Origin of the sequence: Leifsonia poae (assembly GCF_027921845.1) — a bacterium.
Taxonomy (GTDB): domain Bacteria; phylum Actinomycetota; class Actinomycetes; order Actinomycetales; family Microbacteriaceae; genus Leifsonia; species Leifsonia poae.
Window position 1 is genome coordinate 559,659 of sequence record NZ_BSEN01000015.1, and the last position, 14,569, is coordinate 574,227.

Genomic DNA, 14,569 nt, shown 5'->3' on the forward strand with positions numbered 1-14,569 from the left:
GTCATAGCCAAAGAGAGAGCGGTCGCATCCTCGAGTGGGCGGATGCGGCAAGCGGGGTGGTACCGCGGCGAACGCGTCAGCGTCCGGCGTCCTCGTGCAGACGAACGACCTGCCAGGAGAGAGATGCCGTACCCCCACACGCCGGACAACGCCTCGCCGGACGACCAGCCGAACGGCGTCGCCCCCAGCCCGAGCTTCCCGGACATCGAGACAGAGGTTCTCGGCTTCTGGAAGAAGGACGGCACATTCCGCGCGTCCATCGACAACCGCGAGGGCGCTCCGGAATGGGTGTTCTACGACGGCCCGCCGTTCGCCAACGGCCTGCCGCACTACGGTCACCTCCTCACCGGCTACGCCAAAGACGTCTTCCCGCGCTTCCAGACGATGCGTGGCAAGAAGGTCGAGCGTCGCTTCGGCTGGGACACGCACGGTCTCCCCGCCGAGCTCGAGGCCGAGCGGCAGCTCGGCATCACCGACAAGAGCCAGATCGAGGAGATGGGCATCGCGGCCTTCAACACCGCGGCCCGCGACTCGGTGCTCCACTACACCCGCGAGTGGCAGGAGTACGTCACCCGCCAGGCGCGCTGGGTCGACTTCGACAACGACTACAAGACCCTCGACGTCACCTTCATGGAGTCCGTCATCTGGGCGTTCTCGCAGCTGCACGAGAAGGGGCTCGCCTACGAGGGCTACCGCGTCCTCCCGTACTGCTGGCGCGACCAGACGCCGCTGTCGAACCACGAACTCCGGATGGACGACGACGTCTACAAGATGCGTCAGGACCAGACGGTCACGGTGACCTTCCCGCTGACCGGCGCCAAGGCCGAGTCGCTCGGTCTCACCGCGGTGCGGGCACTCGCCTGGACGACGACGCCGTGGACCCTGCCGACGAACCTCGCGCTCGTCGTCGGACCCGACATCGAGTATGCCGTCGTGCCGTCCGGACCGAACGGCGCGGCCGACGCGCACGGCGTCCCCGACGACGAGGTGCTGAGCGGCGAGTACCTGCTCGCGATCGACCTCGTCGGCAACTACGCGAAAGACCTGGGCTACGAGACGGCCGCCGACGCACTGGCCGCCGTCACGCGTCGCATCCGCGGCGCCGAACTCGAGGGCGTGACGTACGACCGGCTGTGGGACTACTACGCCGACACCGAGACCTACGGCACCGAGAACGCGTGGCGCATCCTGGTCGACGACTACGTCACGACCGAGGACGGCACCGGCATCGTGCACCAGGCGCCCGCCTACGGTGAAGACGACCAGCGCGTCTGCGAGGCCGCCGGCATCCCGGTCATCATCTCCGTCGACGACGGCGCGCGCTTCCTGCCGGTGATCGAGGATGTCGCCGGCCTGCAGGTCTTCGAGGCGAACAAGCCGCTCACCAAGCTGCTGCGCGAGAACGGCCGGCTGCTGCGCCAGGCGAGCTACGAGCACTCGTACCCGCACTGCTGGCGCTGCCGCAACCCGCTCATCTACAAGGCGGTCTCGAGCTGGTTCGTGCGCGTCACCGAGTTCCGCGACCGCATGGTCGAGCTCAACCAGCAGATCGAGTGGGTGCCGGAGAACGTCAAGGACGGCCAGTTCGGCAAGTGGCTGAGCAACGCCCGTGACTGGTCGATCTCGCGCAACCGCTACTTCGGGTCGCCCATCCCGGTGTGGAAGAGCGACGACCCGGCGTACCCGCGCATCGACGTCTACGGTTCGCTGGCCGACCTGGAGGCGGACTTCGGACGTCTCCCGCTGAACGGCGACGGCGAGCCCGATCTGCACCGTCCGTACATCGACGAGCTGACCCGCCCGAACCCGGACGACCCCACCGGCCGCTCGACGATGCGCCGCATCCCGGATGTGCTCGACGTGTGGTTCGACTCCGGCTCGATGCCGTTCGCGCAGGTGCACTACCCGTTCGAGAACCGCGAGTGGTTCGATAGCCACAATCCGGCCGACTTCATCGTGGAGTACATCGGGCAGACGCGTGGCTGGTTCTACATGCTGCACGTGCTCTCGACCGCGCTCTTCGACCGCCCTGCGTTCAAGAACGTCATCAGCCACGGCATCGTGCTCGGCAGCGACGGGCAGAAGATGTCGAAATCGCTGCGCAACTACCCCGACGTCAACGAGGTCTTCGACCGCGACGGCTCGGATGCGATGCGTTGGTTCCTGATGTCGAGCCCGGTGCTCCGCGGCGGCAACCTGATCGTGACCGAGGAGGGGATCCGCGAGGGCGTGCGACAGGTGCTGCTGCCGCTCTGGAACACCTGGTACTTCTTCTCGCTGTATGCGAACGCGACGGGTTATGACGCACGCCGTCGCGTCGACTCGACGGACGTGCTCGACCGCTACCTCCTGGCCAAGACCCGCGACCTGATCGCCGACGTGACGGCCGACCTCGAGGCGCTCGACAGCACGCTCGCCGCCGCCAAGCTGCGCGACTTCGCCGACCTCCTCACCAACTGGTACGTCCGCCGTTCGCGGGACCGCTTCTGGGAGGGTGTGTCGGAGGACGGCGCCGGCAGCGAGGCGTTCGACACGCTGTTCACGGTGCTCGAGACGGTCACGCGCGTCGCCGCACCGCTGCTCCCGCTCGTGACCGAGCGCATCTGGCAGGGGCTCACCGGTGGCCGGAGCGTGCACCTCACGGACTGGCCCGAGGCGGACGAGTTCCCGGCGGACGACGCGCTCGTCGAGGCGATGGACGGCATCCGGGCGATCAGCTCGACGGTGCTCTCGCTCCGCAAGCAGGCGGGTCTGCGCGTACGGCTGCCGCTCGCCCGGCTCACCGTGGTCGCCGCGCGCGCGGCGGCGCTGGCCCCGTTCGAGTCCATCCTGCGCGACGAGCTCAACGTCAAGGCGGTCGAGCTGGTCGAACTCCACGACGACAGCGCATCGCTCTACGGCATCACGAGCAGGCTGACGGTCAATGCCCGCGCGGCCGGTCCGCGCCTCGGTAAAGAGGTGCAGACGGTGATCAAGGCCGCGAGGGCGGGGGACTGGTCCGAAGTGGACGGCGTCGTGACCGCCGGCGGCATCGAGCTGGCCGAAGGCGAATACGACCTCGTGCTCGAGACGGCGCAGGCCGACGGCGAATCCACCTCGGCCCTCGCGCTGCTGCCGGGCGGCGGGTTCGTGCTGCTCGAAACGGTCACCACGCCGGAGCTCGAGGCCGAGGGCCTTGCCCGCGACGTCATCCGCGCGGTGCAGGACACGCGCAAGGCGGCCGGGCTCGACGTGAGCGACCGCATCCGGCTCTCGCTGGAGTTCGCCCACGACGACGATTCCCGCGCGCTCGGCCTCGCCGACACTGTGGACATCGCCGCGGAGACCCTGGCGCTGGTGGTTGAGTTCGCTGCGGCGGAGGCCGCGTACCGGAAGACCTTCGAGGCGGGGCAGTTCGCCAACGCCGGAGCATTCACGGTCGGCGTGACCCGGGTCGCCGATGCGAACGGGCAGGATGCGGGACGGCAGGAGGGGACCCGATGAGCGACGAGGACTTCCGCGAGGCGGCAGAGGGCGTCTACCAGGCGCTGCTCGCGCGGGTCGGCGAAGGCGCCCCCGAGCGCCGGCTGACCGCGACGCGCCGAGCGGTGGAACTGCTGGGCGACCCGCAGCGCGCATACCCGATCATCCACATCACGGGGACGAACGGCAAGACGAGCACGAGCCGCATCGCCGAGAGCATCCTGCGGGCGTACGGCCTGCGCACCGGGCTGCTGACGAGCCCGCACCTCGTGCGCTTCAACGAACGCATCGTGATCGACGGCGTGCCGATCAGCGATGAGGACCTGGTGCGCAACTGGGAGGACGTGCAGCCGTACCTCGAGATCGTCGACAGCGAGCTGGTCGAAGCCGGCTCCGCGCCGCTGACCTTCTTCGAGGCCCTGACCGCCTTGGCCTTCGCGGCGTTCGCCGACGCACCCGTCGACGTCGCTGTGATCGAGGTCGGGATGGGCGGGGAGTGGGACTCCACGAACGTCGGCGACGGACAGGTGGCGGTGTTCACACCGATCTCGCTCGACCACACCAAGGCGCTCGGCGACACGGTCGCCGCGATCGCGCGCACCAAGTCGGGGATCATCAAGCCGTCGGCCGACGTCGTGAGCGCCGTTCAGCCGTCCGAGGCCCTCGCGGAGCTGACGACCGCGGCCGAGCTGACGGAGTCGAGCCTCGCCGTGCAGCCGGAGGCGTTCGACGTCGCGTCGACGGCGGTCGCCGTCGGCGGACAGCTGGTGAGCATCCGGGGCAGGGCGGGCACCTACGACGATCTGTTCCTCCCGCTCTACGGAGACCACCAGGCGCAGAACGCCGCCGTCGCCGTCGCGGCGGTCGAGACCTTCCTCGGGCGCGGGACGCAGCCGCTCAACCGCGACCTGCTCGAGGAGGGCTTCGCCATCTCGACCTCGCCGGGCCGCCTGCAGCTGATCGGCATCGAGCCGAGCATCATCGTCGACGCCGCACACAACCCGGCCGGCGCCGAGACGCTCGCGAAGGCGCTGCGCACCTACTTCGACTTCGACGAGATCACCATGGTCTTCGCCGCGTTGGCCGACAAGGACGTGCGCGGCATCATCCGGGAGCTCGCGCCGGTGACCGACCAGTTCTACGTGACGCAGGTCCGCTCCGACCGCGCGATCGACTACGCCGAGCTCGGCGAGATCGTGCTCGAGGAGACCCACGAAGACGCGACCTTCGTCTACCCCGACCTGGAGGAGGCGCTCGTCGCCGCACGCGACTGGGCGGCCGAAGGGCCGAAGCGGGCCGTCGTGGTGACCGGCTCGATCGTGCTCGTCGGCGAAGCGATGACGATCGCAGAGGCCGCCGGCTGGAAGGAGACGTCGTGACCGATCCCGGTCCCGCCGAGCCCGGTCCTGCCGACTCCGCGCCCGCCGACTCCGCGCCCGCCGGACGCGTGCGCCGCACCAGGAGTGTCGTCGAGCTCCTCGGCTCGATCGTGCTCGGCTTCGAGCTCATCGTCGTCTTCCTGGGCGCACTCGTGCTCTTCGGGCTCAAGGCCCTCCCGCCCGCGATCGCGCTCGGCGGGGGAGCGGTCGTCGTCGTCGTGATCATCGCGGCCGTCGGGCTGCTGCGCTACCCGGTCGGCATCTGGCTCGGCTGGCTGGTTCAGCTCGTCGTCGTCGCCGCCGGCTTCCTCGTCCCCGCCTTCTTCATCGTGGGCGCCATCTTCACGGCCATGTGGACCTACTGCATGATCGCGGGCGCCCGCATCGACCGAAACAACAAGGCCGCACGTGCGGCCGCCACCGGAACGGAGAATCCATGACCACCGCTGTCGAAGAGACCCTCGTCCTCGTCAAGCCCGACGGAGTCGCCAGAAACCTCACGGGCGAGATCCTTCGCCGCATCGAGGCGAAGGGCTATTCGCTCGTCGACCTCCGGATGCTGCAGGCCGACCGCGAGCTGCTGGCCAAGCACTACGCCGAGCACGAGGGCAAGCCGTTCTACGAGCCGCTGGTCGAGTTCATGGAGAGCGGTCCGATCGTCGCCATCCGTGTCGCCGGCAACCGGGTGATCGAGGGATTCCGGTCGCTCGCTGGAACGACCGACCCGACGACGGCCGCGCCCGGCACCATCCGTGGCGACCTGGCGCGCGACTGGGGACTGAAGGTTCAGCAGAACCTCGTGCACGGCTCCGACTCGCCCGAGTCGGCTGCGCGCGAGCTGGCGCTGTGGTTCTAGCCGCGGCCCATCCCGCTCGCTGAGGCGAAGACGAGGGCGCCGGTTGCCGATGCAACCGGCGCCCTCGTCGTTTCCGTCGGGCGTTCAGCGGGTCAGACGAACACGTTGTGGATCCAGTCGAGGCGCACCTGAGCCCAGATGGCGACGATCGCGTAGCAGACGATCGTGATCAGCGGCACCCAGCCGTACAGGGTGCCGAAGAAGCGGCGAGCGGATGCCGGAACGGGAATGTTGCCCTCTTTGAGGTTGTAGAGCGTGACGGCCCAGAACGTCGGGATGGTGACGACCCAGGTGACCATGCACCAGGGGCAGAGCACGTTGAGTACCGTGACCGACTGGGCGATGAGGTAGCCGACGAGGACGATGGCCCCGACGACGCCGAGGTTGAAGAGCATCCAGTACCACTTGGCGAAGCGGGCGCCGGCGAGGATGCCGACGCCGACCGAGATGACGGCGGTCCAGCAGGCGATGCCGATCAGGGGGTTCGGGAAGCCGAAGATCGCGCCCTGGGCGGAGTTGAGGTTCTTGGAGCACCCGACCAGGAGGCTGAAGTTGCACGACAGGTTCGCGTTCGGGTTGGCGAGCACGGCGAGCTTGTCGAGGGTGAGCTGGAACGCGGCCCAGAATCCGATCGCTCCGGCGACGATGAGGAAGATGGCGAGCGCTGTCGGACGGCGCGACGTCGTAGAGGGAGGCACAGTCGGATTATGGCATGCGCTCTCGCGTGTCGACCGTGGGCCGACCGCGTTTGCGCCGTGACCATGCGATAATGGTTTGTGAAGTCTCATCGGCCATGTGGCCGACGAGACGCTAAAGAAGGCTTGAGGGCGTGAGACGCCCAGAACGGGTCGGCCGAAGTGGCCGACCGAAGACATCGAGACCGTGCGAGCCGAGCCACGAGCCGTTCGCACAGACCAAGGATTGCGGAGTCGGCGCGGGAGTGCTGGTTCCGCCTACGGAGAGTACCCGGTGTGCGGGGAACCGCGCTCCGGTCGAGGAGTGCACCAGCGATGGTGGAAAACGACAACACTGAGAACACGCAGGTCAACGGAACGGAAGGCACGGAGAGCGGGGGGAGGAAGCGTTCGCGCCTCTTCGGGTCCCGCAAGAATGCCAAGAAGGCCGCGGCTGCCGCCGCGCCTCAGCCGCCCGTGACCGAAGCGGCGCCGGATGCGTCTGCGACCCCGAGCGCCCAGCAGGCGCCGTCGGGTCCCACCGCCCCCGAGCCCCATGAGCCCCCGGCGGCCGAGGCGTCGCCGGAAGAGGAGACACCCGTGGCCGACGAGCCCCGCGCGGCAGGGGACGCCCCCGCCGCCGAAAGCACCGAGAACACCGACAGCACCGAAAGCGCTGACAACACTGAGTCGCCGGCGGCCGGCACGCCCGTCGTTCCCGGGCTTCCCCCCACAACGCTGCTCTTCCAGGCGCCCGACATTCTGCCGCTCCCGCCCCTGCCGCGCGACGACGACGGAGACGACGAGCCGAGCACCATCCGCCGTCGGTCGCGTCGCCGTGCCGGCGAGGAGAACAGGGGCGGCTCGAACGACCCCGCCAACACCGTCGTCAAGGTGCGCGCTCCGCGCGAGCCCGAGCTGATCACGGAGCCGCAGAAGGTCAAGGGCTCGACGCGCCTCGAGGCCAAGAAGCAGCGCCGTCGCGACGGCCGTGACGCCGGGCGCCGCCGCCCCGTCATCACCGAGGCGGAGTTCCTCGCGCGCCGCGAGTCCGTCGACCGCCAGATGATCGTCCGTTCCAAGAGCGGCCGCATCCAGATCGGCGTGCTCGAAGACAAGGTGCTGGTCGAGCACTACGTGGCGAAGTCGCAGGAGGCGTCGCTGATCGGCAACGTCTACCTCGGACGCGTGCAGAACGTGCTCCCCAGCATGGAGGCCGCCTTCGTCGACATCGGCCGCGGCCGCAACGCCGTGCTCTACTCGGGCGAGGTCGACTGGGACGCCGCCGAGACGGGCAACCAGCCCCGCCGCATCGAGCTCGCGCTGAAGCCGGGCGACCGCGTGCTCGTCCAGGTCACCAAGGATCCGGTCGGCCACAAGGGCGCGCGCCTCACCAGCCAGGTCTCGCTGCCCGGACGCTACCTCGTCTACGTGCCCAACGGTTCGATGAACGGGATCAGCCGCAAGCTGCCCGACACCGAGCGCGCGCGCCTCAAGAAGATCCTCAAAGAGGTGCTGCCGGAGAACGTCGGCGTCATCGTCCGCACGGCGGCCGAGGGCGCGACCGAGGAGCAGCTGACGCTCGACGTCACGCGCCTCACCGCGCAGTGGGCGGACATCAGCAAGCAGGTCGAGTCCGTTCAAGCTCCGGCGCTGCTGCACAGCGAGCCCGATCTGCTGATCAAGATCGTGCGCGACGTCTTCAATGAGGACTTCCAGAAGCTGATCATCTCGGGCGACGATGCCAAGCAGACCATCGAGACCTACCTGCGCCAGGTCGCTCCCGATCTGCTCGACCGCGTCGAGCCGTACACCGGCGACCGCGACGCGTTCGACGAGTACCGCATCACGGAGCAGATCGAGAAGGCGCTCGACCGCAAGGTCTGGCTCCCGTCGGGCGGCTCGCTCGTGATCGACCGCACCGAGGCCATGACGGTGGTCGACGTCAACACCGGCAAGTTCGTCGGCTCCGGCGGCAACCTCGAAGAGACGGTCACCAAGAACAACCTCGAGGCGGCGGAAGAGATCGTGCGCCAGCTCCGGCTGCGCGACATCGGTGGCATCATCGTCGTCGACTTCATCGACATGGTGCTCGAGTCGAACCGCGACCTCGTGCTGCGCCGGCTGATCGAATGCCTCAGCCGCGACCGCACGAAGCACCAGGTCGCCGAGGTCACCTCGCTCGGGCTCGTTCAGATGACGCGCAAGAAGCTGGGACTCGGCCTGCTCGAGACCTTCAGCGAGGCGTGCGAGGTCTGCGCCGGACGCGGCGTCGTCGTGCACCACGAGCCTGTCGTGAAGCACCGTCAGCCGCAACAGCAGCAGCAGGGAGAGCGCCGGCGAGGCCGCGGCGGCCAGCAGTCTCAGGGCTCGAACGGCAACGGCGGCAACGGATCGTCGAACAACGGCGCCGGCGGCGCCTCGAACGGAAACGGCCACGCCGCTCCCGGCGTGACGCACGCCATCACCGACGACGCCAAGAACGCGCTCGCGCAGATCGCCGCGAGCACGCTCGCCGCGCACGGTCACGAGGGTGAGCATCCGATCGATGGCGAAGCGGCAGCCCCGGCTGCGGTCGCCGACGACACGAACACCGCCGCCGCAGCCGACAGCGGTCACGGCAAGCACGTCGCCGACGCGGACGCCGCGGCCGAGGTCGCCCCCGCCGCCACCGACGCGCCGAAGAAGAGCCGCAGGAAGTCCTCGAAGAAGGCAGCAGCGCCGTCGACCGACGACGCCGCGGAGGCTCAGGATGCGGCCGCGGCTTCCGACCGCCCCCTCCAGGCCGACGCATCCGAGGCTGCGGTCACGCTGCTCGACATCCCCGTGGCCGTCGCGACCGCGCCGTCGCGTCGCGCCCCCTCCAAGGAGACTGAGCAGCTGCTCGACTCGGTGCTCGACGCGCTCCCGCAGCCCAAGCAGCCCGGACAGGGACGCGGCCGGAGCCGGCGGGTCAGCACCGCGGCCATCGCAGGCGGCTCGGTGGCTCCCGAGATCACCAGGACCGACTCCGCCGAGTAGTCCTCGTCGGCACCACGCACTCGAGGCGCGGGATCAGTGCTTGCGCACGCGGTCCCGCGCCTTGATGCGGAGACCGCTGGCGCGCAGCCGCACGACGAGCTCTTTGCCGCTGACCGGCTCCGCGCCGGCGGCGACGAGCTGATCGTAACGACGGTCGGGGACGTCGTAGTGGTCGAGGTCGAACGCGCGTCGGCCGATGTCGTTGGCATCGGCGAAGGCGTGCAGCTCGGCGAGAGAGCTGTCGCTCACGAGATGCGACCACAACATGCCGTGGGCGGGCCATGCCGGGGGATCGATCAGGACCGTCATACAATGATTGTAGGAAGCGGCGCCACCGAGGGGCCGCGCCCCGACGCCCCCACACCGATCCGCGTGACGCGAATTGACCGTGGAAGCGGCATCGGGTAAAGTTGACCGTTGGTGTGTGTCGGGCGTTGTCCGCTGACCACCATGGTTTTTCTGAGAGCCGGAACGTCGCGGAGCGACGGGCAGGACTCGCCAGTAACTTCCTGAAGATACAGAGATTAGGACCAGGTCCGCCGCTCGACTGAGCCGGGGGGAGCTGATCCCCAGAGAAAAGGTACGTAAAAGTGGTTTACGCAGTTGTGCGCGCCGGTGGCCGGCAGGAAAAGGTCGAGGTCGGCACCATCGTGACGATGGACCGTATCAAGGCCGACAAGGATGGCAACGTCGAGCTCGCTGCTGTGCTGCTTGTTGACGGTGACACGATCACCTCCGACGCGAAGTCGCTCGCCAAGGTGAAGGTCACCGCCGAGGTCCTCGGCGACCTCCGCGGCCCGAAGATCGTGATCCAGAAGTTCAAGAACAAGACCGGCTACAAGAAGCGTCAGGGGCACCGCCAGGAGCTCACGCGCGTCAAGGTCACCGGCATCAAGTAGCCGACGAGCACAGGGCTGAGGAGAAGAAGCAATGGCACACAAAAAGGGAGCGAGCTCCACTCGCAACGGTCGTGACTCGAACGCGCAGCGCCTCGGCGTGAAGCGCTTCGGCGGTCAGGTCGTCGGCGCGGGCGAGATCATCGTCCGTCAGCGCGGCACCCACTTCCACCCGGGCGTGAACGTCGGCCGTGGTGGCGACGACACCCTGTTCGCACTCGCGGCCGGTTCGGTCGAGTTCGGCAGCAAGGGCGGCCGCAAGGTCGTCAACATCGTGGCGGCCCAGGCGTAAGCCTCCTCCACGAGCACACTTCCGGATGGGCGGGCTTCGGCCCGCCCATCCCCGTTTTACCCGATAGAAGGAGCACCATGGCGACGTTCGTGGATCACGTGACGTTGCATCTGCGCGCCGGAAACGGCGGCAACGGGTGCGTTTCCGTCAAGCGCGAGAAGTTCAAGCCGCTCGCCGGCCCCGACGGCGGCAACGGCGGTAACGGCGGCGACATCGTTCTCGTCTCCGACCCTCAGGTCACCACGCTGCTCGGCTATCACCGTCACCCGCACCGTTCCTCCGACAACGGCGGCTTCGGGATGGGCGACCACCGCAGCGGCTACGCCGGCGAAGAGCTCGAGCTCGCTGTCCCGGTCGGGACCGTCGTGAAGGACCCGGCGGGCAACGAGCTCATCGACATGAACGAGCCGGGCATGCGCTACGTCGTCGCCCCCGGCGGCATCGGCGGCCTCGGCAACGCCGCCCTCGCCAACCCCAAGCGCAAGGCCCCTGGCTTCGCGCTGCTGGGGACCCCGGGCTTCGAGGGCGATGTGCTCCTCGAGCTCAAGACCGTCGCCGATATCGCCCTGGTCGGGTACCCCTCGGCCGGCAAGTCGAGCCTGATCGCCGCGCTGTCGGCGGCCAAGCCGAAGATCGCCGACTACCCCTTCACCACGCTGCACCCGAACCTCGGTGTCGTCCAGGCGGGCGACGTGCGCTACACGGTCGCCGACGTGCCCGGCCTCATCGAGGGCGCGAGCGAAGGCAAGGGGCTCGGACTCGAGTTCCTGCGCCACGTCGAACGCTGCAGCGCGCTGCTCCACGTTCTCGACTGCGCCACCCTGGAGCCCGGACGCGACCCCATCAGCGATCTCGACGTCATCCTGGGCGAGCTGGCCGCGTATCCGGTACCGGAGGGTCAGACGCCGCTGCTCGAGCGTCCTCAGTTGATCGCGCTCAACAAGATCGATGTCCCGGATGCGCACGAGCTCGCCGACTTCGTGCGCAGCGACCTCGAGGCCCGCGGCTACCGCGTGTTCGAGATCTCTGCCGTGAGCCATGAGGGACTGCGGCCCCTGTCCTTCGCCCTCGCGGAGCTGGTCGAAGCGGCACGGCGCGAGCAGGTGGCCGCGGAGGCCGCGCGCCCCCGCATCGTCATCCGGCCGCAGGCGGTGGACGACTCCAAGTTCGTCGTCAAGGTGGAGGGCGGCTCCGACGGCAACGTCTACCGCATCCTCGGCGCCAAGCCGGAGCGCTGGGTCGCCCAGACCGACTTCAACAACGACGAGGCCGTCGGCTTCCTCGCCGACCGGCTCGCCAAGCTCGGCGTCGAAGACCAGCTGTTCAAGGCCGGGGCCGTCGCGGGCTCGACCGTGGTCATCGGTCGCGACAACGGCGTGGTGTTCGACTGGGAGCCGACGCTGACCTCGACGGCTGAACTGCTGACCTCGCCACGCGGTTCCGACCCCCGCCTCGACGCGCTCAACCGCCCGACCCGCAACCAGCGCCGCGAGGAGTACTTCGAGCGCATGGACGCCAAGGCAGAGGCTCGCGCCGAACTCGTGCGGGAGCGCGAGGCCGGCCTCTGGGCGGACGACGACTACAACGACAACAAGGAGACCGACGGGGAATGACGATCGACGACCGCAGCCAGGTCCCCGCAGCGCGACGTGTGGTCGTCAAGGTGGGATCGTCGTCCATCAGTGGAGACAATGCGGGCCAGATCGCTCCGCTCGTCGACGCCCTCGCCGAGGCTCACGGCCGTGACACCCAGGTGATCCTGGTGTCGTCGGGCGCGATCGCCACGGGCATCCCGTACCTCGCGCTCGACGGGCGGCCGACCGACCTCGCCACGCAGCAGGCCGCCGCCGCGGTCGGGCAGAACGTGCTCATCTACCGTTATCAGGACAGCCTCGACCGGTACGGGATCGTCGCCGGACAGGTGCTGCTGACGGCCGGCGACATGGAGAACCCGACCCACCGGAGCAATGCCAAGCGGGCCATGGAGCGCCTGCTCGACCTGCGCATCCTGCCGATCGTGAACGAGAACGACACCGTCGCCACCCACGAGATCCGGTTCGGCGACAACGACCGGCTCGCCGCGCTGGTGGCGCTGCTCGTCGACGCCGACCTGCTGGTGCTGCTGTCCGACGTGGACGCGCTCTACACGAAGCCCCCGCAGGAGCCGGGAGCGGCGAAGATCGACGAGGTCGCGTACGACGACGACCTCGCGGGCGTCGAGATCGGCTCCACGGGTCTCTCCGGCGTGGGGACCGGGGGAGCGCTGACCAAGGTGTCCGCCGCCAGGCAGGCCGCGGAGCAGGGCACCGCAGTCATCCTGACCGCGACCACGTTGGTCGCCGAGGCACTGCGCGGCGAGCGGGTCGGCACCTGGTTCGCCCCCGCTCAGGATGCGGCGCGCACCGCCTAAACTTGAGCCATGTCTCAGACCACGCTCGGCGCCGTTACGCTCGCCGACAAGCTCGCGGCGGCGAAGAACGCCTCGTTCGCCCTGGCCACGGCGACCACCGACCAGAAGAACGCGGCGCTGCGGGCGATCGCGACCCGGCTGGGTGACGCGTCCGGCCGCATCCTCGAAGCGAATGAGCTCGACCTCGCCAATGGGCGCGAGAACGGCCTCTCCACTGGGCTGCTCGATCGGCTCACGCTGAGTGACGCACGGCTCGCCGGCCTCGCCGACGCCGTGCTGCAGATCGTCGCGCTCACCGACCCCGTCGGCGAGGCCGTGCGCGGGAGCGCGCTGCCGAACGGCATCAAGATCACCCAGGTGCGTGTGCCGTTCGGCGTGGTCGGCGCGATCTACGAGGCCCGTCCCAACGTCACCGTCGACATCGCCGCCCTCGCGCTCAAGAGCGGCAACGCCGCCGTGCTCCGCGGCGGCAGCGCGGCGATCAACACCAACCGTGTGCTCGTGGAGGTCATCCGCGAAGCGCTCGGAGAGACGGGACTGCCCGAGGAGTCGGTGCAGACCATCGACGAGTTCGGCCGCGTCGGCGCGACGGAGCTGATGAAGGCGCGCGGCTACATCGACGTGCTCATCCCGCGGGGGAGCGCGGAGCTGATCCGCACGGTGGTGACGGAGTCGACGGTCCCCGTGATCGAGACGGGCGCCGGTGTGGTGCACATCGTGCTCGACGAGAGCGCCCGTGAGGACTGGGCAGCCGACATCGTGCGCAACGCCAAGGTCCAGCGGCCCAGTGTCTGCAACGCGGTCGAGACGCTGCTGGTGCACCGTTCGGCGGCCGAGCGCGTGCTGCCGTCGGTCGTCACCGCGCTCACGGAGGCCGGGGTCACCATCCACGCCGACGAGCGCGCGAGCGCTTTCGCGCCCGGTGCCGTCCCGGTCACCGAGGAGGACTGGGCGACCGAGCACATGAGTCTCGACATCTCCGTGAAGGTCGTCGACTCGCTCGACGAGGCGATCGACCACATCCGTCGCTACTCGACCCAGCACACCGAGGCGATCATCACGAACGATCTGGCGAATGCCGAGCGGTTCCTCGCCGAGGTCGATTCGGCGGTCGTCATGGTGAATGCGTCGACACGGTTCACGGACGGCGGCGAGTTCGGCTTCGGGGCCGAGGTGGGGATCTCCACGCAGAAGCTGCACGCCCGAGGTCCGATGGGGCTGCCCGAATTGACGAGCACGAAATGGATCGTCCGCGGGTCAGGACAGATCCGCGCCTGACCGGCCACTAGACTGGTCGGCGGGCGTTCGCGCTGACGGAAAGGAATGAATTCGATGTCACACCTGACGGCTCTGCTGGCCGCGACCGAAACTCACGTGGAGCTTCCGATGCCGACGTGGGCATTCGGCGCGATCGCACTGGCGGTGTTCGCTGTGCTCGGATTCGTGATCTGGACCTACCGCGATGTCGCCAACCGGCACAGCCACAAGGCGGGCCCCGGTGCCGCAGAGCACGCGGCCGCTCCCGGCGCGACGCACCACGGAACCGGCCACCCCACTCAGGGCCACTGACCGCGCCGGT

13 protein-coding genes are annotated in these 14,569 nt (G+C 69.0%); 11 read left to right on the forward strand and 2 right to left on the reverse strand.

What is annotated here, in order from left to right:
- The first annotated feature begins 123 nt into the window (after positions 1-123).
- From ileS to ndk, 4 genes are read left to right on the forward strand one after another with little or no spacing between them, the layout of a single operon-like run.
- The gene (gene ileS / locus PKE84_RS17415; RefSeq protein ID WP_271178513.1) at positions 124-3,483 is read left to right on the forward strand and encodes an isoleucine--tRNA ligase; all 3,360 of its coding nucleotides are present in this window, start codon (positions 124-126) and stop codon (positions 3,481-3,483) included.
- Positions 3,480-4,841 (forward strand): bifunctional folylpolyglutamate synthase/dihydrofolate synthase, encoded by a 1,362-nt coding sequence (locus tag PKE84_RS17420; protein ID WP_271178514.1) that lies wholly within the window; start codon positions 3,480-3,482, stop codon positions 4,839-4,841. The genes ileS and PKE84_RS17420 overlap by 4 nt, the downstream gene beginning before the upstream one ends.
- Positions 4,838-5,281, forward strand: a complete 444-nt coding sequence (locus tag PKE84_RS17425) for a DUF4233 domain-containing protein (protein ID WP_271178515.1) — start codon at positions 4,838-4,840, stop codon at positions 5,279-5,281. Before PKE84_RS17420 ends, PKE84_RS17425 begins: the two co-directional genes overlap by 4 nt.
- Positions 5,278-5,697: a nucleoside-diphosphate kinase gene (gene ndk / locus PKE84_RS17430; RefSeq protein WP_271178516.1), complete on the forward strand. Its 420-nt coding sequence runs from the start codon at positions 5,278-5,280 to the stop codon at positions 5,695-5,697. Before PKE84_RS17425 ends, ndk begins: the two co-directional genes overlap by 4 nt.
- A 92-nt stretch (positions 5,698-5,789) precedes the next feature.
- On the opposite strand, the gene PKE84_RS17435 is transcribed toward ndk, so the two are convergent.
- Entirely contained in the window at positions 5,790-6,395 is a 606-nt protein-coding gene (locus PKE84_RS17435) for a vitamin K epoxide reductase family protein (protein ID WP_271178517.1), read from the reverse strand.
- A gap of 312 nt (positions 6,396-6,707) precedes the next feature.
- On the opposite strand from PKE84_RS17435, the gene PKE84_RS17440 reads away from it, so the two are divergent.
- Positions 6,708-9,392, forward strand: a complete 2,685-nt coding sequence (locus tag PKE84_RS17440) for an Rne/Rng family ribonuclease (RefSeq protein WP_271178518.1) — start codon at positions 6,708-6,710, stop codon at positions 9,390-9,392.
- Positions 9,393-9,425: 33 nt separating this feature from the next.
- Here the strand turns inward: PKE84_RS17440 and PKE84_RS17445 are convergent, their stop codons facing one another.
- Entirely contained in the window at positions 9,426-9,701 is a 276-nt protein-coding gene (locus PKE84_RS17445) for a DUF4031 domain-containing protein (protein WP_271178519.1), read from the reverse strand.
- A gap of 281 nt (positions 9,702-9,982) precedes the next feature.
- Between PKE84_RS17445 and rplU the strand changes: the two genes are divergently transcribed.
- From rplU to PKE84_RS17475, 6 genes are all read left to right on the forward strand, one after another.
- The gene (gene rplU / locus PKE84_RS17450; protein WP_271178520.1) at positions 9,983-10,291 is read left to right on the forward strand and encodes a 50S ribosomal protein L21; all 309 of its coding nucleotides are present in this window, start codon (positions 9,983-9,985) and stop codon (positions 10,289-10,291) included.
- Positions 10,292-10,322: 31 nt separating this feature from the next.
- Positions 10,323-10,580, forward strand: a complete 258-nt coding sequence (gene rpmA, locus PKE84_RS17455; RefSeq protein ID WP_271178521.1) for a 50S ribosomal protein L27 — start codon at positions 10,323-10,325, stop codon at positions 10,578-10,580.
- A 77-nt stretch (positions 10,581-10,657) separates the two neighbouring features.
- On the forward strand, positions 10,658-12,193 hold the full coding sequence (obgE, locus tag PKE84_RS17460) for a GTPase ObgE (RefSeq protein ID WP_271178522.1): 1,536 nt from the start codon (positions 10,658-10,660) through the stop codon (positions 12,191-12,193).
- A complete protein-coding gene (proB, locus tag PKE84_RS17465) occupies positions 12,190-12,990 on the forward strand; it encodes a glutamate 5-kinase (RefSeq protein ID WP_271178523.1) in 801 nt (266 codons plus the stop codon). The genes obgE and proB overlap by 4 nt, the downstream gene beginning before the upstream one ends.
- A 9-nt stretch (positions 12,991-12,999) precedes the next feature.
- The gene (locus tag PKE84_RS17470) at positions 13,000-14,268 is read left to right on the forward strand and encodes a glutamate-5-semialdehyde dehydrogenase (protein ID WP_271178524.1); all 1,269 of its coding nucleotides are present in this window, start codon (positions 13,000-13,002) and stop codon (positions 14,266-14,268) included.
- 54 nt (positions 14,269-14,322) lie between these two features.
- Entirely contained in the window at positions 14,323-14,559 is a 237-nt protein-coding gene (locus PKE84_RS17475) for a hypothetical protein (RefSeq protein ID WP_271178525.1), read from the forward strand.
- The last annotated feature ends 10 nt before the right edge of the window (positions 14,560-14,569 follow it).